Here is a 16,929-nt window from a genome sequence, read left to right on the forward strand (position 1 = left end):
CGGATTGTGTTGGAAAGGCTTACGCCGCCTCGCGCAGCTTCTTCAGCTTCTTCAGCGCCATGTTGCGCTTGAGGCGCGAGAGGTGGTCGATGAAGAGGATGCCTTCAAGGTGGTCCATCTCGTGCTGGATACAGGTGGCCATCAGCCCGTCGAGCTCTTCCTCGTGCGTCTCGCCTTCGAGGTCCTGGTAGCGCACGCGGCAGGTGGCCGGGCGGTCGACATCGGCGAAGATGTCGGGGACCGAGAGGCAGCCTTCCTGATAGGTCGCCAGGTCTTCCGCCGGGTCGAGGATTTCGGGGTTCACGAAGACCCGCGGTTCTTTCTTCGTCGGGTAGTGGACGTGTTCGTGGCCACCGTGGTTGCAGACTTCGCCCTCGGCTTCCTCGTCCTCGGGCTGGAGATCGATCACCAGCACGCGCTTGGGCACGCCGACCTGAATCGCGGCGAGGCCGATGCCGGGCGCGTCATACATGGTTTCGAACATGTCGGAGACGAGGGTACGCAGTTCGTCGTCGAACTCGGTAACCGGCTCGGACACGACCTTGAGCCGGGGGTCCGGCACTTCTAGAATCTCACGGATAGCCATGGAGGGGCAAATAGGCGCGCAAACCGCGTTTTTCAATCCGTTTGGGACGGTCAGAGAGATCGGTTAGCCAAGCGGCCGCCGCGCCCTGAGCGCCTGGGCCAGAGTGCCTTCGTCGAGGTAATCGAGTTCGCCGCCGACCGGCAGACCATGGGCCAGCTGGGTGGTGCGCACGGGGAAATCCTCCAGCCGCTCGGCAAGGTAGTGCGCGGTGGTCTGGCCTTCGAGCGTGGCGTTCATGGCGAGAACCACCTCGTCGATCCCGCCTTCCTCGACGCGGGAAAGCAGGCTGGCGATGTTGAGATCCTCCGGCCGCACACCGTCGAGCGCCGACAATTTGCCGCCCAGAACGTGATATTTGCCGGTGAACAGCTTCGCCCGGTCGAGCGCCCAGAGATCGGCGACGTCCTCCACCACGCACAGCCCCTTGCCGTCGCGCCGCGGGTCGGCGCAGATGCCGCAGGGGTTGGTGGTATCGACATTGCCGCAGTTCTCGCATTCGACCAGCGCCTCGCCCACCGTTGCCAGTGCTTCGAGCAGTGCCGGCAGCGCACTTTCGCGCCGTTTGACAAGCCACAGCACCGCCCGCCGCGCGCTGCGCGGGCCGAGGCCGGGAAGGCGGGCCAGCGCAGAGGCCAGCGTCTCGATCTCTTGCGATGCCATGGAGGCACAGATAGGGGGCCGGGGCCGAACACGAAAGGTCACACAAAGCGTCATGCGCATAATCTTCATGGGAAGTCCGGAATTTGCCGTGCCGACGCTGCAGGCGCTGGTCGATGCCGCGCATGAGGTGGTGTGCGTCTACACCCAGCCGCCGCGTCCGGGCGGACGGCGCGGGAAGGAACTGACCAAGACGCCGGTCCACCAGCTCGCCGAGCGACTGGGCATCGAAGTGCGTCATCCGGTTTCTTTGAAGTCAGCCGAAGAGCAGGAAAAATTCGCCGCGCTGGAGGCCGATGTCGGGGTGGTCGCCGCCTACGGGCTGATCCTTCCGCAAGCGATCCTCGATGCGCCCCGCCACGGCTGCCTCAACGTCCATGCCTCGCTTCTGCCCGACTGGCGCGGGGCGGCGCCGATCCACCGCTCGATCATGGCGGGCGACACAGTGACCGGCGTGACGATCATGCAGATGGAAGCGGGCCTCGACACCGGTCCCATGCTCGCCACCGTGCGCACGCCGGTCGAGGACAAGACCACGGGCGAACTGACCGAGGAGCTGGCCGAACTGGGCGCACAGCTGATGGTGGGCACGCTGATCGACCTCGGCGTGCTGCACGCGATCGAACAGGACGACGAGGGGGCGAGCTACGCCAGGAAGATCGACAAGGCCGAGGCGCGGATCGACTGGACGCGCAGCGCCGATGAAGTTGTGCGGCATATCCACGGCCTCTCGCCCTTCCCCGGCGCATGGTTCGAGATGGACGGCGTAAGGGTAAAGGTCCTGCGCGCCGAGGCGGCCCAAGGCTCGGGCGAGGCCGGCACGGTGCTCGACGACGATCTTGCCATAGCCTGCGGCCAAGGTGCGATCCGCCCGGTCCGCCTCCAGCGTGCAGGCAAGCCCGCAATGGATCGCAGCGATTTCCTGCGCGGCAATGATGTGGCGAAGGGCACGCGCCTCACGTGACCCGTTTCGCGCTGACCATCGAATTCGACGGCACGCCCTTCTTCGGCCTGCAGCGGCAGGACAACGGGCCGAGCGTGCAGCAATCGCTCGAGGAAGCCGCCTTCCGCGTCACCGGCGAAGAGGTTCGCCTTCACAGCGCGGGGCGCACCGACACCGGCGTCCACGCGCTCGCCATGCGCAGCCACATGGATATCGAGAAGGATATCGAACCTTTCCGCCTGATGGAGGCGCTCAATGCGCAGGTCCGCCCCGACCCCATCGCGGTGACGCATTGCGAAGTGGTGCCGGACGACTGGCACGCGCGCTTTTCCTGCACCGGTCGCAGCTATGTCTATCGCATCGCCAATCGCCGCGCGCCGCTCACGCTGGAGCGCGACCGGCTATGGCAGGTCCCGCAGGACCTCGATCATGAGGCAATGGACCGCGCGGCCAAGGCGCTCGTGGGCCTTCACGATTTCACCACCTTCCGCTCTGTCCAGTGCCAGGCGCAAAGTCCGGTGAAGACGCTCGACCGGCTGGATGTGGAACGCGAAGGCGAGGAGGTCCGCATCCACGCCGCCGCACGCAGCTTCCTCCACCACCAGGTGCGCTCGATGGTGGGCTGCCTCGCGCTGGTCGGAATGGGCCGCTGGCGCGAGGAACAGGTCGCCGAGGCGCTGGAGGCGAAGGACCGGCAGGCGCTCGGCCTCAACGCCCCGCCCCACGGGCTCTATTTCGTGAGCGCGACTTACCCGGAAGACTAATCCGCCATCTCACCGCCGAAACGGGTGGCAAAGAAATCACCTGCATTCCAGACCGGCGTCTCCTCCATGTCGGCAATGCCCCGCAAGACGGCGAGATTGAGCCTCGTGAAGCGCGCCAGCTGATCGAAGCGGATATTGGCCACTTCGTCGGAGGGCCTGTGGTAATGTTCCGCGAGAAAGGTCTCGATTGCCTGCTTCCCCTCGCCATCGATCCCCGTGTCGAGATAGATCGCCGGGATGCCCTGCTGGACGAAACGATAGTGGTCGGAGCGGGTGAACAAGCCCAGTTCCGGCTGCTCGTCGGGTGAAAGTTTGAGGCCTTCGGATTCGACCGCCCCGCGGACGATATCGAACCCGTTCCAGCGTTCGGCACCGAAAGCGACGATGTCGGTGAATTCGTAATCCACCGAGGGCATGTCGAGGTTGATGTTCGCGACGATCCGGCGCCCTTCGCCGACTTGCGGGTGACGCGCCAGGTAGTCGGCACCGATCAGTCCCTTTTCTTCCGCTGTCAGCGCCACGAAAGCGATCGTCCGGCGCGGCTTTGCCTTCACCATCTGGCGCGCCAGTTCGGTGATCGCGGCAACGCCCACTGCATTGTCCATCGCCCCGTTGACGATCTCGTCGTCGCCCTCTTCGTCGGTCGGACGGACACCGATCGCATCGAGATGTGCCGTTACCACCACGACCTCGTCGGCCAGTACGGGATCGCTGCCGGGGAGGATGCCGATGACATTATAGCTGGGATCCTGCCAGCTTTTCGTCTGCATCTCGATCCGTGCGGTTCGGCCGAGGTCGAACGAACCGAGTTGCACGTCTCCCCGCTCTTCGAGCGCGACGATCCGATCGAAATCGCGCTTCTGGCCGTGCAGCAATTCGCGCGCGACCTTCTCGCTGATCATGATCGTTGCATCGAGGCCCTTGGCGGTATTGTGCACCCGCCCGTCCGGACCGACCCAGTTCACACCCGAGCTGAGCGAATATCGCTGCAAGGCTTCCCAGGTAACGCGCTCGAAATAGCTTGGCGTGGGAAGGAATATCGCTCCGACCGCGCCCTTTTCGGCAAGCCGCTCCCATTGGCCCGCACGGTAGAACGCACGCTCTTCGGCGCCGAGCATCTTGGGAGTATTGCGCACGACTACGGCAATCTTTCCTGCCAGGTCGATTCCGGCGAAATCGTCCCACGCCGCATCGGCATCGCCGAAAGCGTACCCGACGAATACCAGCGGCGCCTCGATGACGCCGCCTGCAAAATCATTGGCGGGGAAAGCGATGAAATCGTCCCCGGAGAGCGCTTTCCCGTCAATGCTCATGATCGCGCTGCCTTCGACCAGCTGCGAGTAGCCCAGCGGGACCGATTGCAGGAATGAGTCACCCTCGGACGTCTCCAGACCGATTGCCGCGAACTGCCCGGCGACATAACCGGCCGCTAGATTATAGCCCGGCTCGCCCGCCTCGCGTCCCTCCAGCCGGTCGTCGGCGAGGAAGCGGACATCTGCTTCGAGACGTTCGGGGGATACCTCATCCACATGCGCGAGCAGCGGTGACGTTACGATGCCGGCGAGTGCACAGGCCGCCAGACCCATTGACAATTTCATGATTACTCCTGCTTCCCTCGGTCCGGCATCGCATCCTGCAAGCCCGTGGCAAAGCGAAATCTTCGAACTGCGCTTGTCATTCGATGGGCAGAGGCTGTAGCGACGCCAACCAATTGCAAATCGAAACCGGAGAGAGACGATGACGACCACGGGCAAGCAGCTTTTCACCACGCTGACAAGCGACGGAACCCTCACCCTTGCCATCGAGGACGTCACCTTCCCCGAGCCGACCGGCAACCAGGTGCTGGTCAAGATGGAAGCCGCGCCGATCAATCCGTCGGACCTCGCCATCCTCACCAGCGCGGCCGATTTCGACAATGCGGAGTATTCGTCCGGCAAGGTCGTGGCGAAAATGCCCGAGCCGTTCAATGCGGGCCAGAAATCGCGCCACGGGCAGAAGCTACCCGCGGGTAACGAGGGCGCAGGCACGGTCGTCGCCACGGGTGACAGCGACATGGCCAAGGCGCTGATGGGTCAGCGCGTCGCCTGCGTGCCGGGCAATGCGTTCAGCCAGTACGCGATTGCCGATGCCGCGATGTGCCTGCCGCTGGGCGATCACAGTTCGGAAACCGGCGCGTCGAGTTTCGTCAATCCGATGACCGCGCTCGGCTTTGTCGAGAATGCGAAGATGGATGGCCAGAAGGCGATCCTCCACACGGTGGGTGCATCGAACCTCGGCCAGATGCTCAACCGCATCTGCCTCGAGGACGGGATGGATCTGGTGAACATCGTGCGCAAACCCGACCAGGCCGACCTGCTCAAGTCGCAGGGCGCGAAGCACGTCGTCAATTCCTCCGACGACGATTTCATGGACCAGCTGCGCGGCGCGATTGCCGAAACGGGCGCTTTCTACGGCTTCGACCCGATCGGAGGCGGGCAGATGGTGGACAGCTGCTTCAAGGCGATGGAGCAGGTCGCGGTTTCTCAGATGAGCGAATATTCGCGCTACGGCTCGAACCAGGCGAAGCGGATGTTCATCTACGGCCGGCTCGACTTCGGGCCGACAATCCTGACGCCCGCATACGGCTTCGGCTGGACGCTGTCGGGCTGGCTGCTGACGCCGTTCCTGCAGAATGCGGGCATGGAAACGGTGATGCGCATGCGCACCCGCGTGCTGCAGAACCTCACCACCACTTTCGCCAGCAATTACAAGACCAAGGTCGACCTCGAAGGCATGCTGACCAAGGACGCGATCCTCGATTATCGCCAGATGAAGACGGGCGAGAAATACCTCGTCACGCCGCACGGCTGATCTAGCGGCGGTCGAACCTTTGCTGGATGGCGGCGGAGTCGGTGATCCCGTTCGCCAGCAGTAGCTGCAGCAGGATGCGCGCCTTTTGCGGATTGAGCGCGCGGGCGGCGACGAAGCCGTTTTCCTCGTCCTCCGGCTCGCGGTCGACAAGGCCTTCGTCGGTCCGGCTTGCACGCACTACGGGGAGACCGCGCCTCGCCAGTGCGACCAGCGCCTGCCGCGCGCTTTCGGGCATGTTGCCCTCGCCTACACCCGCGACGACGATCCCGCGTGTGTTCTCGCCAACCTGCCGCTCGACACCCGCACGGTCGAACCCGGCATAGGCGTGGACGATGACGACTTCGGGCAGCGCATCGCACCAGTCGAAAGCTGCCCCCCTTCCCTGCCGCCACGGCGCGCCGAACCATTCGAGGCTGGCGGGCGTGACGAGCCCGATCGATTCGCGCGGAAAGCCGCGGAAGGCTTCCGTCCCGCGCGTGCGAACCTTGCGCACGTCGCGCGCGGCGAAGACGCGGTCTCCCATCACCACCAGCACGCCGCGACCGGCAGCCTCCGGGTCACTGGCGACGCGCACCGCATTGGCGAAATTGCGCAGGCCATCGTAGCCCACCGCATCGGCAGGCCGCATGGCGCCTACCACAACCACCGGCTTGTCGGCGGGCAAGGTCAGGTCGAGCAGGAAGGCGGTTTCTTCCAGCGTATCGGTGCCGTGGGTAATGACTACGCCCGCGCATTCCGGGTCCTTGAGCGCATCGCATATCGCGGGGTGGAGCGCGTTCCACACCTCTGGCCCCATGTCGGCCGAATCGATATTGGCGATCTGGCGGCCCGACAGTTCGGCCTCAAGCCCAAGCCCGCCGACCTTCTCGAGGTAATCCTCGATGCCGATTTCGCCGGCGCGGTAATCCGCGCCGATGGCTGAACCGGCAATCCCTGCGATGGTGCCTCCGGTGGCGAGGACTGTGAGTTTCGTCATGCGCGGGTCGATAGCGGCAATTGATTTATGCGTCACGCACGCTATGTGGCGCTTCACCCGACGTTGGTTGGGGCGCTTAGCTCAGTTGGTAGAGCATCTCGTTTACACCGAGAGGGTCGGCGGTTCGAGCCCGTCAGCGCCCACCATTTCCGTCAGGGAGATCACTTCAGCCACAATCTCAGGCCATAGGCCAGCGCTCCCAGCACCATGACGCTGGCAAGCCAGATGAGCGCCATCCATGCGAGGCGCTGCCACAGCGGCTTTTCCCGCGCCTCTTCCGATCCCGAGAGCGGGTCGAATGCCATCAGTGATAGCCCTCCGTGCCGACCTTGCCGCGGAAGACCCAATAGGCCCAGAAGGTATACGCGAGGATCAGCGGCATGGTGATGGCGACGCCGACCAGCATGAAGACCTGGCTCTTTTCAGGCGCGGCGGCGTCCCAGATGGTGACGCCGGGCGGAATGACATTGGGCCAGATCGTCAGCCCAAGCCCCGCCATGCCGAGGAGGAACAACCCGATAGAAAGCCAGAAGGGTTTGCTGTTGCGCTCATTGCGCAGCGCGCCGAGCAGCGAGAGGGCAATCACGCCCGTCACGATCGGCACCCAAGCCGTGAAATAGATTTCCGGCGCAGTCAGCCAGCGGTCGGCATATTCGGGATCGAGCGCCAGATTGTAGGCACTCACCGCGCCCATCAGCAGCAGCGTTGCGAAGAAGGCCTTTTTGGCGAGCGCGCGTGCGTGCGCCTGCGGCTCACCTTCCAGCTTCCAGATCAGCCATGTCGCGCCGAGCAGCGCGTAGCCGGCCACAGTACCGATGCCGGTCAGCAGCGTGTAGGGCGTCAGCCAATCCCACCAGCTGCCCGCATAGGCGCGGTCCTGCACCTCGATCCCCTGCAGCAAAGCGCCGAGGATCATGCCCTGCGCCATCGCAGCCATCAGCGATCCCGCGGTGAAGCTGATATCCCAGAACTTCTCATGGGCCTTGTCACGCCAGCGGAATTCGAAAGCGACCCCGCGAAACACCAGGCCCAGCAGCATGGCGATTATGAGCGGATAGGTCGCGGGCAGGATCACCGCATAGGCCAGCGGGAAGGCAGCGAAGAGACCGCCCCCGCCCAGCACCAGCCATGTCTCGTTACCGTCCCACACGGGCGCGATAGAGTTCATCGCCTGGTCGCGTTCCTGCCCTGCCTTGAAGGTCGGGAAGAGGATGCCGATGCCGAGATCGAAGCCGTCCATCACCACGTAGGCGAAGACCGCGAAGGCGATGATGAAGGCCCAGATCACGGTGAGGTCGAAATCAACGGCCATCGGTCGCCTCCTCCTTGCTGCCGGGCAGGACGTCGGGATCGTGGCCCGGGTTCTGCGTCGGCCCCGGCGTGATACCGGCGGTGCGGACAGGACCCTTCTCGGTGCGCTTCACGCCCTTTTCACCCGTATGCGGGGGCTGCTTCATCAAGCGCAGGATATACCAAGTGCCCACGCCGAAGACCGCGAAATAGACTATGACGAAGGCGATCAGCGACATGGCCACGGCAGGCGCATCGAGCGGACTGGCGCTGTCGGCGGTTCGCAGCACGCCATAGACCGTCCACGGCTGGCGACCGACCTCGGTCGTGATCCACCCCGCGATGACCGCGACGAAACCCGATGGCCCCATGACCACCGCCGCCCTGTGCAGCCAGCGCCAGTCGTAGAGTTTCTTGCGCGCCCTGGCGAGCAGGCTCCACGCGCCGATGCCGAGCATAAGGAAACCTATGCCGACCATCACGCGGAAGGCCCAGAACGGCAGGAAAACCGGCGGCTGGTCCTCGTCCGGAATAGTGTCGAGGCCCGCCAGCGGCGCATCGAGATCGTGCTTCAGGATCAGGCTCGACAGCTTCGGAATGCCGACCGCGTAATCGAGCCTCTGCTCCTCGTCGTTCGGAATGCCGAAGATGTAGAGCGGGGCGCCCTCTGGATAGCTTTCGTAATGGCCCTCCATCGCCATGACCTTGGCGGGCTGGTGTTCGAGCGTATTCAGCCCGTGCATGTCGCCTGCGAAAATCTGCACCGGCGCAACCAGCGCGGCCATCCACATCGCCATGGAAAACATCTTGCGTGCGTGCACGTTGGTCCGGTCCTTGAGCAGGTGCCACGCACCCACCCCGCCGACCACAAAGGCCGTCGTCAGGTAAGCCGCAATCACCGTATGGACGAGGCGGTAGGGAAAGCTCGGGTTGAAGACGATGTCGAACCAGCTCGCCTCGGGCAGCAATTGCCCGGTCTCGCCCACGCTCCAGCCGACCGGCGTCTGCATCCAGCTGTTTACCGACAGGATCCAGAAGGCCGAGATGAAGGTGCCCAGCGCCACCATGAACGTCGCAGTGAAGTGCAGCCCCTTGCCCACGCGGTTCATCCCGAACAGCATCACGCCGAGGAACCCCGCCTCGAGGAAGAAGGCGGTCAGCACCTCGTAAGCCATCAATGGCCCGAGGATCGGCCCGGTCTTGTCGGAGAAAACCGACCAGTTGGTGCCGAACTGGTAGCTCATCACGATCCCCGAGACGACGCCCATGGCGAAGGCGATCGCGAAGATCTTTAGCCAGTATTTGAACAGGTCCTGGTAAATCTGTTTGCCGGTCTTCAGCCACAGCGCCTCGAGCACTGCGAGATAGCTGGCCAGACCTATCGAGAAGGCCGGAAAGATGAAATGAAAGCTCACCGTGAAGGCGAACTGTATTCGGGCGAGCAGCAGCGCGTCGGCGTTCTCGAACATGGCTTTCCTATACCGGTACTGGCGACCCAGTGGGGTGAAAGCTGCGCATCGGATGGTGCGCGCCGTGCATCACATCGCCAGCCAGCTTTGCCAGAGCATGTAGGCGGCAACAAGGAAGATGACGCCTGCGAAGATGTTGGTCAAAGTGTCTGCGTTCGACAGTCTCTTTGCCAGACGCGTGCCGAGGAAGCTGCCTACAACGCCGCCTGCGACAAACACCGCCGCCAGGAGCCAGTCGACGAAGCCGGACAGGGCATAATTCGCAGCCGTCGTGATGCCGAAAGCGGACACCGCGACGAGGCTCGTCCCCACCGCATTGATCATCGGCATGCGCGTCGATGCCAGCAGTCCGGGCACGATCAGGAAGCCGCCGCCGATGCCGAAGAAGCCCGAAACCGCTCCCGTCCCGAGGCCGGAGCCGATCAGCTTTGGCGCATTATCGCGCCCCAGGACGACGCCCGGATCGGAATCGCGCCCCTTGGAACGCAGCATCAGCACGCCGACCACGAGCATCAGCAATGCGAACAGGAACAACAGCTTTTGCCCGTCGAAATTCTTGCCCAAGGTGGAACCGGCAAAAGCTCCGAATATCCCGGCTGCGGCAAAGGTCAGCCCGCAGCGCCACTTCACTGTCCCGGCCCGCGCGTGGTTGAACAGGCCGGTCAGCGCATTGGCAGCAACCGCCAGTGCGCTCGTGCCGATTGCCGTGTGAGGCGAAGATACGCCGACGACATAGACCATGAGTGGCACGGCGAGGATCGAGCCCCCGCCGCCGATCAGTCCGAGGACGAGCCCGACAGCACCGCCCGACAGCGCACCTGAAAGCCAGTAAATCCAGTCCAAAACCGCGCCCTCGTCGCTCGATCACCATATATTAGATTTTTCTAAAATAGTGTGGCCGATCGTTTTGGCAAGGGCGGTCTCAGTCCTGGAAAGCCTCGTCGATTGCCGCGCGCGCTTCCTCGCTCGACCAGTCGAGGTCGCCTCGCACACGCCAGACTTCCAGGCCGCTCGCGTCGTAGAGCACGGTCGTGGGAAGCCAGCCACCACTCATGGCGAAGCTCAGTTCCGCTTCGGGATCCAGCCAGCTTTCGAGATGCGCATATCCTGCCTGGCCGAAGAACTCCGCAACCTTGTCCCTGCTGCCCATATCCTGGTTGACGGTGATGACGCGCAGTCTTTCGCCATAATCTTCGGCCACTTCGTCGAGCAAAGGCATTTCCTTCACACAGGGCGCGCACCAGGTCGCCCACAGGTTGAGCAGCACCGGTTCGCCCTGCAACGCCCCCAGGTTCAGTTCGCGACCATCCAGATCGGTCACATTCATCGCGGGCAACAACTCGCCTGCCATGCTCCGGTCGATTTCGCCGCTTGGCGCTTCATTAGCACCGCTTTCTTGCGCCTCCTCCGGCGCGCCCCTATCGCAGGCGGCGACTGAAAGGCCGAGGACGACAGCAAGCGTGAGCGACAAGCGGGACATTACGGGCTCCAACAGCATGTGGGGCGGAAGGTTCGCCGAGGGACCTAGCGCGATCATGCGCGAAATCAACGCCTCCATACCCTTCGACAAGGCGCTGTGGCGCGAGGATATCGCCGGAAGCCGCGCACATGTCGCCATGCTGGCGAAACAGGGCATCGTGAGCGATGCCGATGCGCAAGCGATCGACGCGGGCCTCCAGCAGATTGCCGAAGAATATGAGCGCGATGGCGTGCCCGAGGACTGGGACCTCGAGGACATCCACATGACGGTGGAATCGCGCCTGACAGAGATCGTCGGCCCCGCCGCCGGACGCCTCCACACCGCGCGCAGCCGCAACGACCAGGTGGCGACCGACTTCCGCCTCTGGGTGCGCAGCGCATGCGAGCGGGCGAACCATTTGCTCGGCCTGCTGATGGTCGCGCTGGTGGAGCGCGCGGGCGAACATGCCGATAGCGTCATGCCCGGCTTCACCCACCTCCAGACCGCACAGCCGGTGACCTTGGGCCACCACCTGCTCGCCTATTTCGAGATGTTCGACCGCGATCGAGACCGCTTTGCCGACGCGCATCGCCGCGCGGGCGAATGTCCGCTCGGCTGTGCTGCGCTCGCGGGAACCGGCTTCGATATCGACCGCGAGATGACCTCGAAACAGCTCGGTTTCATCCAGCCGAGCCGTAACAGCCTCGATGCTGTGTCCGATCGCGATTTCGCGCTCGATTACCTGCAGGCTGCCACCACCTGCGCCATCCATCTCTCGCGGCTGGCCGAGGAAATGATCCTCTGGGCGAGCCAGCCTTTCGGCTTCATCAAGCTGCCCGACGCGCTGTCGACCGGCAGTTCGATCATGCCGCAGAAAAAGAACCCCGACGCCGCCGAACTGGTGCGCGGGCATGCAGGGCGCATCATCGGCTACGCGACCAGCCTCGCGGTCACGATGAAGGGCCTGCCACTCGCCTATTCGAAGGACATGCAGGACGACAAGCCGCCCGTATTCGAAGCAGCGCAGCTGCTCGACCTGTGCCTTGCGGCGATAGAGGGGATGGTCGCCAAGAGCAGTTTCGATACCGCCCGCATGCGCAAGGCAGCCGAAGCCGGTCATGCCACCGCGACCGACCTCGCCGACTGGCTGGTGCGGCAGGCCGACATTCCTTTCCGCGAGGCGCATCACATCACCGGCGCGGCGGTGAAGCTGGCCGACCAGAAAGGTGTCGCGCTCGATGGCCTGACCATCGAGGACTATCGCGATATCGACGAGCGCATCGGCGAAGGGGTGTTCGACGTGCTCTCGGTCGATGCCTCGGTCGCGGCGCGCACCTCCTATGGCGGAACCGCCCCCGTTCGCGTAAGGGAGCAGGTGGCCGAAGCCCGCAAGCGGCTCGGCATGGAGAATTGATGCGTATTCTTGCGAGCCTCACCGCGCTGCTGGCGCTTGCTGCCTGCGGGCAGAAAGCGGAGCTGACCCCGGTCGCGGGGAACAGCCTGCCGCCCATGCCCTATGGCGCAGAGGTCCAGCCAGATGCTGCCGACCTGCTCCAGCTAGACCCGCAGGCCGCGCCCGATCGCTCGGTCGAATTGCGCACCCGCAGCGAAGAGCGTGAGGACGATCCCTTCGACCTGCCTCCCGAGTGAGTTTGCAGCGCACAAGCACAGCTTGTTAGACTTGGGCCCCGCGATTGGGCAGAGCAGCGGGCATGGACCATTTCCAGCTCCGTGACGGCGTGCTCCACGCCGAAGACGTGCCGCTGCCGCGTGTTGCGGAAGAGGTGGGCACGCCCCTCTATGTCTATTCGCGCGCCACGCTGGTGCGCCATGCACGCGTGTTCCGCGATGCGCTGTCGGAATTGAAAGACCCGCACATCGCCTTCGCGGTGAAGTCCAATCCCAATCTCGCCGTGCTGCGGGTGCTGGCAAACGAAGGCTATGGCGCCGACGTTGTGTCGGGCGGCGAACTGACCCGCGCGCTGAAAGCCGGGATGAAGCCCGAGGACATCGTATTCTCCGGAGTGGGCAAGACCCATGCCGAGCTGCAGCATGGCATCGAGGCGGGCATCGGCCAGTTCAATATCGAGAGCGAGGAAGAGGGCTACGAGCTCGCCGCCATTGCGCGCCGCTTTGGTGTGAAAGCGGCCTGCGCGCTGCGGGTGAACCCCGATGTCGATGCGCGCACGCATGAAAAAATCTCCACCGGCAAGCGCGAGAACAAGTTCGGCGTCCCCCTCGACAGGGCTGCGGAAATCTACACGGGTCTTGCAAGCGAGGACGGCCTCGATATGCGCGGGATCGCAGTCCATATCGGGAGCCAGCTCGCCGACCTCGAACCGCTGGAGACCGCATTCGGCAAGGTCGGCGCTCTGATCGCCGAATTGCGCGAGGGCGGATGTAGCGTGACCCATGCCGATCTCGGCGGCGGTCTCGGCGTGCCTTACAAGGCCGGCGAGGAGCTTCCCGCCCCTGCCGAATACGGCAAGATGGTCGCCCGTGTGACGAAAGACTGGGACGTGCGGCTGATGTTCGAGCCGGGCCGGGTCATCGCGGGCAATGCGGGCGTGCTGCTGACGAAGGTCATCCGGGTGAAGCGCGGGATCGAGCGGCCCTTCGTCGTGGTCGATGCGGCGATGAACGACCTCGCACGGCCCGCCATGTACGGGGCCTGGCACGATTTCGACGCGGTCGAGCCGACGGGCGAGAAAACGGTCGCCCATATCGTCGGGCCGATCTGCGAGACCGGCGACACCTTTGCGATGGACCGCGAATGCGATGTGCTGGGCGCAGGCGACCTCGCCGTTTTCCGGACCGCAGGGGCCTATGGCGCGACCATGGCCTCGAGCTACAATTCACGCGGTTTCGTGGCCGAAGTGCTGGTCGATGGCTACAAGTTCGCCGTGGTCGCAGATCGCATTGCGGCAGGTGCCATCATGGACGCCGAGCAGGTGCCCGACTGGCTTCAGGACTGATGCACTCCCTCCCCCTCTTCCATCGCATTGCCGGATGCCGCGTGGTGGTGGTCGGGGATGGCGACATGGCCGAGGCGAAGAAGAGACTTGTCGATCGGGCCGGCGGCATTCCCTGCGGCGAGACGGAAGCGCACCATGCTGCACTTGCCTTCGTGGCAATGGAGGACGAGCGGCGGGCAGAGGCGGCGGCCTTGCGGCTGAAGCGCGCCGGGTTGCTGGTCAATGTCGCGGACAGACCGGACCTGTGCGATTTCACTCTGCCGAGCGTGCTCGACCGCGAGCCTGTGCTGGTCGCCGTCAGCACGGGCGGAGCGTCTGCGGGCCTGGCCAAGCATCTACGTCTGCGGCTGGAGGCCTTCCTACCGCAAAGCCTTGGCGCTCTGGCAAGCAAATTGTCCGAGGCAAGGGAGCGGATGCGCGAGAAATGGAGTGATGCCGGCGACAGGCGCAAGGCCATCGACAAGGCCCTTTGCGAAGGCGGCCAGCTCGATCCGCTCGATCCGGCATCCAACACACGGGTGGAAGCATGGCTCGAGCAGGACCAGTCCGCCGATAGCGGGCCGACCATCCACGAATTCCATCTTGCGAGCGACGATCCGGACGATTTGACCATCCGGCAGGCCCGCCTGCTCGGAATCGCGGACGCAATATTGCATGACCCCGCGATTTCCGAGGCAGTGCTGATCCGCGCACGCGCCGATGCCGCGCGTCACGAATTGCCGCACCGGCCCCCTACAGCGGGGGTTACTGTCATCCTTCGCCGGGCCGATTAGGCCACGGCCAGCTCGCTGTTTTCACCGATCCCGATAGCCTCGAAATAACGGGCCATGAGGTCCGCCGTCGCATCCGCCAGCGCGATATGCGCGCGGCGGCGATCATGCGGATCGGGAATGCGCACCAACAGGTCTGCATCCACCATCTGGCTGATCCAGCGCAGCGCCGTTGTCGCCGGCACTCCGGCTGCGATACAGAGCGAGGTGACACATACCTGCCTGCGTTCCGACCGCGAGGCGGCAAGATCAAGCAGGATATCCCAGGCCGGGTCGGCAAAAAGCTCGCCGTCGAAGAAGTGTGCGCGCATCTGTCGCTGGCGGATCAGTTGGCGGATCATCGCCGCTGCAGGCAGGCGCGGCGCTGGAGTGGCGGAAACGACCAGATAGTCTTCACCCTGCGCGCGCCAGCCGTGCCCGGGAGCTTCGAGCCGGAATGCGCCGCCGCCTTCCATTTGGCCGGGGGCGATACCGCCGGACAAGCCTTCCAGCCGCTGTGCGATGCTGCCCACCTGCTCGGTCAGCCGCAGCAGCATCAACCGGTCCTCTTCCGCCAGCTCTCGCAGGCGCGGGTTAGGTACGTGAGCAAGCACCCGCCCGATCGCGACGATACGATCCGCGCGGCCCGGATCGACGAGAATCTGCGCGCCCGACATGGCAAAACAGCCGAACACGGCGTCGAGCGCATCCATCGTGGTGGAAACCACAAGCTGCGCCCCCGACTTGCCAGCCCGCAAGTCGAGCCGCGACAACAATGCCATCGCTTCTCCGCTTGCCTCCCCGCAATCGACCAGCACCAGGTCGCCCAGCGGCGCGCTGGCCCCGCTGGCGAATTCATCGAGCCCGCAACATTCACGCACGCTGAAGCCGGCCGCCTCCGCATCCGCTTGCATCTGTACGCGCATCGCATCCCGGTCGGCGAGAATGGTCACTGAAAGCTGGCATCCGGCGCCATCGAAAACGGGTTCGTAAGTGAAATCGGCCTGCATCGATTCGGACTCCATCCTTATAGGCTGGAACAATTTGAGAACAAATACGGATCGTGTCAAGAATTCGGTGTTTACCAATGCTCCGCGGCACCACTGCAGCGCCGGGCGCTCGCCAACCTTGCGAAAAGCGACTAGGGGCCGGGGCATGCATTTTCTCGACCAGGCCAAAATCTATCTCAAATCCGGCGCGGGCGGCCCCGGCGCCGTCAGCTTCCGGCGCGAGAAGTATATCGAATATGGCGGCCCCGACGGCGGCAACGGCGGCAAGGGCGGCGATATCGTGTTCCGCGCGGTGCAAGGCCTCAATACGCTGATCGACTTTCGCTATGCGCAGCATTTCAAGGCGCAGCGCGGCGGCCACGGCATGGGCAAGGACCGCACCGGCGCGGGCGCGCCCGACCTCATCATCGATGTGCCGGTGGGCACGCAGATCCTGTCGGAAGACAAGGAAGAGGTGCTCGCCGATTTCACCGAGGTGGGCCAGGAAGTCGTCTTCCTCGAAGGTGGCATGGGCGGCCGCGGAAACGCCAGCTACAAGAGCAGCACCAACCGCGCCCCGCGCCAGCACCAGCCGGGCATCCCGGGCGAGGAAATGTGGGTCTGGCTGCGGCTGAAGCTGCTTGCCGATGTCGGCCTGCTCGGCCTGCCCAATGCGGGCAAGAGCACCTTCATCAACCAGGTCACCAATACCAAGGCCAAGGTCGGCGCCTACGCCTTCACCACGCTGGTGCCCAAGCTCGGCGTGGTGCGGCACAAGAACCGCGAATTCGTGCTCGCCGACATCCCCGGCCTGATCGAGGGCGCGGCTGAAGGTGCCGGCATCGGCGACCGTTTCCTCGGCCATATCGAGCGCTGCCGCGTGCTGATCCACCTGATCGATATCGCCGGACAGGACCCTGCCGACGCCTACCGGACCGTCAATGCCGAGCTCGAAGCTTACGGCGCGGGCCTGTCGGACAAGCCGCAGCTCGTTGCGCTGAACAAGCTAGACCTTGCCGACGAGGAGCTGGGCGCGGCCTTCGCGGACGAATTGCTGGCCGCAGGTGCGGAAAAAGTGTTCAACGTTTCCGGCGCAACCGGCGAAGGGGTCGAGGAACTGCTCGACGCCATCCTGTCCTACCTGCCCGACCGGACCAGCTCGGAAACCCGGGCCGAGGAAGTCGAAGACGAGGGCGAAGAGCCCGACTGGTCGCCCATCTGA

At 64.4% G+C, this 16,929-nt stretch carries 18 protein-coding genes and 1 tRNA gene; 9 read left to right on the forward strand and 10 right to left on the reverse strand.

All coding sequences use genetic code 11. The features are described from left to right. Positions 1–19: 19 nt before the first annotated feature. Both K3178_RS08895 and recR read right to left on the reverse strand, forming a co-directional pair. Complete coding sequence (locus K3178_RS08895; protein ID WP_221571049.1) at positions 20–586, reverse strand: peptide deformylase; 567 nt, start codon at positions 584–586, stop codon at positions 20–22. Positions 587–649: 63 nt separating this feature from the next. Further along, a complete protein-coding gene (gene recR / locus K3178_RS08900) occupies positions 650–1,246 on the reverse strand; it encodes a recombination mediator RecR (RefSeq protein ID WP_221571050.1) in 597 nt (198 codons plus the stop codon). A 52-nt stretch (positions 1,247–1,298) separates the two neighbouring features. On the opposite strand from recR, the gene fmt reads away from it, so the two are divergent. Both fmt and truA read left to right on the forward strand, forming a co-directional pair. Beyond that, positions 1,299–2,207, forward strand: a complete 909-nt coding sequence (gene fmt, locus K3178_RS08905; protein ID WP_221571051.1) for a methionyl-tRNA formyltransferase — start codon at positions 1,299–1,301, stop codon at positions 2,205–2,207. Then, the gene (gene truA, locus K3178_RS08910) at positions 2,204–2,950 is read left to right on the forward strand and encodes a tRNA pseudouridine(38-40) synthase TruA (protein WP_221571052.1); all 747 of its coding nucleotides are present in this window, start codon (positions 2,204–2,206) and stop codon (positions 2,948–2,950) included. Before fmt ends, truA begins: the two co-directional genes overlap by 4 nt. Here truA and K3178_RS08915 read toward each other — a convergent pair. After that, positions 2,947–4,548, reverse strand: a complete 1,602-nt coding sequence (locus tag K3178_RS08915; protein ID WP_221571053.1) for a M28 family peptidase — start codon at positions 4,546–4,548, stop codon at positions 2,947–2,949. The two genes, truA and K3178_RS08915, sit on opposite strands and share 4 nt — an antisense overlap. A gap of 139 nt (positions 4,549–4,687) precedes the next feature. On the opposite strand from K3178_RS08915, the gene K3178_RS08920 reads away from it, so the two are divergent. Further along, positions 4,688–5,800, forward strand: coding sequence for a zinc-binding dehydrogenase (locus tag K3178_RS08920; protein WP_221571054.1), 1,113 nt, complete (start codon positions 4,688–4,690; stop codon positions 5,798–5,800). Position 5,801: 1 nt separating this feature from the next. Here the strand turns inward: K3178_RS08920 and K3178_RS08925 are convergent, their stop codons facing one another. After that, complete coding sequence (locus tag K3178_RS08925; RefSeq protein WP_221571055.1) at positions 5,802–6,776, reverse strand: asparaginase; 975 nt, start codon at positions 6,774–6,776, stop codon at positions 5,802–5,804. Between the two features lie 70 nt (positions 6,777–6,846). Here K3178_RS08925 and K3178_RS08930 point away from each other — a divergent pair. Next, positions 6,847–6,922, forward strand: a tRNA-Val gene (locus tag K3178_RS08930). A gap of 15 nt (positions 6,923–6,937) precedes the next feature. Here the strand turns inward: K3178_RS08930 and K3178_RS08935 are convergent. From K3178_RS08935 to K3178_RS08955, 5 genes are all read right to left on the reverse strand, one after another. Beyond that, positions 6,938–7,081: a DUF2474 domain-containing protein gene (locus K3178_RS08935; protein ID WP_221571056.1), complete on the reverse strand. Its 144-nt coding sequence runs from the start codon at positions 7,079–7,081 to the stop codon at positions 6,938–6,940. Then, a complete protein-coding gene (cydB, locus tag K3178_RS08940) occupies positions 7,081–8,088 on the reverse strand; it encodes a cytochrome d ubiquinol oxidase subunit II (protein ID WP_221571057.1) in 1,008 nt (335 codons plus the stop codon). Before cydB ends, K3178_RS08935 begins: the two co-directional genes overlap by 1 nt. Continuing rightward, a complete protein-coding gene (locus K3178_RS08945; protein ID WP_221571058.1) occupies positions 8,078–9,535 on the reverse strand; it encodes a cytochrome ubiquinol oxidase subunit I in 1,458 nt (485 codons plus the stop codon). The genes cydB and K3178_RS08945 overlap by 11 nt, the downstream gene beginning before the upstream one ends. 69 nt (positions 9,536–9,604) lie before the next feature. Continuing rightward, complete coding sequence (locus K3178_RS08950; protein ID WP_221571059.1) at positions 9,605–10,378, reverse strand: sulfite exporter TauE/SafE family protein; 774 nt, start codon at positions 10,376–10,378, stop codon at positions 9,605–9,607. A gap of 79 nt (positions 10,379–10,457) precedes the next feature. Next, on the reverse strand, positions 10,458–11,015 hold the full coding sequence (locus K3178_RS08955) for a TlpA family protein disulfide reductase (RefSeq protein ID WP_221571060.1): 558 nt from the start codon (positions 11,013–11,015) through the stop codon (positions 10,458–10,460). A gap of 16 nt (positions 11,016–11,031) precedes the next feature. Here K3178_RS08955 and argH point away from each other — a divergent pair, with 16 nt between their 5' ends. The 4 genes from argH (at position 11,032) to K3178_RS08975 (ending at position 14,742) form a co-directional block, all read left to right on the forward strand. After that, positions 11,032–12,408, forward strand: a complete 1,377-nt coding sequence (argH, locus tag K3178_RS08960) for an argininosuccinate lyase (RefSeq protein ID WP_221571227.1) — start codon at positions 11,032–11,034, stop codon at positions 12,406–12,408. After that, complete coding sequence (locus K3178_RS08965; RefSeq protein ID WP_221571061.1) at positions 12,408–12,644, forward strand: hypothetical protein; 237 nt, start codon at positions 12,408–12,410, stop codon at positions 12,642–12,644. The genes argH and K3178_RS08965 overlap by 1 nt, the downstream gene beginning before the upstream one ends. Before the next feature lie 62 nt (positions 12,645–12,706). After that, complete coding sequence (gene lysA, locus K3178_RS08970) at positions 12,707–13,969, forward strand: diaminopimelate decarboxylase (RefSeq protein WP_221571062.1); 1,263 nt, start codon at positions 12,707–12,709, stop codon at positions 13,967–13,969. Next, positions 13,969–14,742: a precorrin-2 dehydrogenase/sirohydrochlorin ferrochelatase family protein gene (locus K3178_RS08975; RefSeq protein WP_221571063.1), complete on the forward strand. Its 774-nt coding sequence runs from the start codon at positions 13,969–13,971 to the stop codon at positions 14,740–14,742. Before lysA ends, K3178_RS08975 begins: the two co-directional genes overlap by 1 nt. Here K3178_RS08975 and K3178_RS08980 read toward each other — a convergent pair. Then, complete coding sequence (locus tag K3178_RS08980; protein WP_247713668.1) at positions 14,739–15,806, reverse strand: MarR family winged helix-turn-helix transcriptional regulator; 1,068 nt, start codon at positions 15,804–15,806, stop codon at positions 14,739–14,741. The genes K3178_RS08975 and K3178_RS08980 overlap by 4 nt on opposite strands. A gap of 67 nt (positions 15,807–15,873) precedes the next feature. On the opposite strand from K3178_RS08980, the gene obgE reads away from it, so the two are divergent. Next, on the forward strand, positions 15,874–16,929 hold the full coding sequence (obgE, locus tag K3178_RS08985; RefSeq protein WP_221571064.1) for a GTPase ObgE: 1,056 nt from the start codon (positions 15,874–15,876) through the stop codon (positions 16,927–16,929).

The organism is Qipengyuania sphaerica (assembly GCF_019711595.1).
GTDB classification, from domain to species: Bacteria; Pseudomonadota; Alphaproteobacteria; order Sphingomonadales; family Sphingomonadaceae; genus Qipengyuania; species Qipengyuania sphaerica.

Bases quoted from the DNA above. Each gene is read 5' to 3' on its own strand.
- K3178_RS08945 (WP_221571058.1), bottom strand. From the start codon at position 9,535: ATGTTCGAGAACGCCGACGCGCTGCTGCTCGCCCGAATACAGTTCGCC.
- fmt (WP_221571051.1), top strand. From the start codon at position 1,299: ATGCGCATAATCTTCATGGGAAGTCCGGAATTTGCCGTGCCGACGCTG.
- K3178_RS08965 (WP_221571061.1), top strand. From the start codon at position 12,408: ATGCGTATTCTTGCGAGCCTCACCGCGCTGCTGGCGCTTGCTGCCTGC.
- obgE (WP_221571064.1), top strand. From the start codon at position 15,874: ATGCATTTTCTCGACCAGGCCAAAATCTATCTCAAATCCGGCGCGGGC.
- recR (WP_221571050.1), bottom strand. From the start codon at position 1,246: ATGGCATCGCAAGAGATCGAGACGCTGGCCTCTGCGCTGGCCCGCCTT.
- K3178_RS08895 (WP_221571049.1), bottom strand. From the start codon at position 586: ATGGCTATCCGTGAGATTCTAGAAGTGCCGGACCCCCGGCTCAAGGTC.
- K3178_RS08955 (WP_221571060.1), bottom strand. From the start codon at position 11,015: ATGTCCCGCTTGTCGCTCACGCTTGCTGTCGTCCTCGGCCTTTCAGTC.
- K3178_RS08925 (WP_221571055.1), bottom strand. From the start codon at position 6,776: ATGACGAAACTCACAGTCCTCGCCACCGGAGGCACCATCGCAGGGATT.
- lysA (WP_221571062.1), top strand. From the start codon at position 12,707: ATGGACCATTTCCAGCTCCGTGACGGCGTGCTCCACGCCGAAGACGTG.
- cydB (WP_221571057.1), bottom strand. From the start codon at position 8,088: ATGGCCGTTGATTTCGACCTCACCGTGATCTGGGCCTTCATCATCGCC.
- argH (WP_221571227.1), top strand. From the start codon at position 11,032: ATGTGGGGCGGAAGGTTCGCCGAGGGACCTAGCGCGATCATGCGCGAA.
- K3178_RS08915 (WP_221571053.1), bottom strand. From the start codon at position 4,548: ATGAAATTGTCAATGGGTCTGGCGGCCTGTGCACTCGCCGGCATCGTA.
- K3178_RS08920 (WP_221571054.1), top strand. From the start codon at position 4,688: ATGACGACCACGGGCAAGCAGCTTTTCACCACGCTGACAAGCGACGGA.
- K3178_RS08975 (WP_221571063.1), top strand. From the start codon at position 13,969: ATGCACTCCCTCCCCCTCTTCCATCGCATTGCCGGATGCCGCGTGGTG.
- K3178_RS08935 (WP_221571056.1), bottom strand. From the start codon at position 7,081: ATGGCATTCGACCCGCTCTCGGGATCGGAAGAGGCGCGGGAAAAGCCG.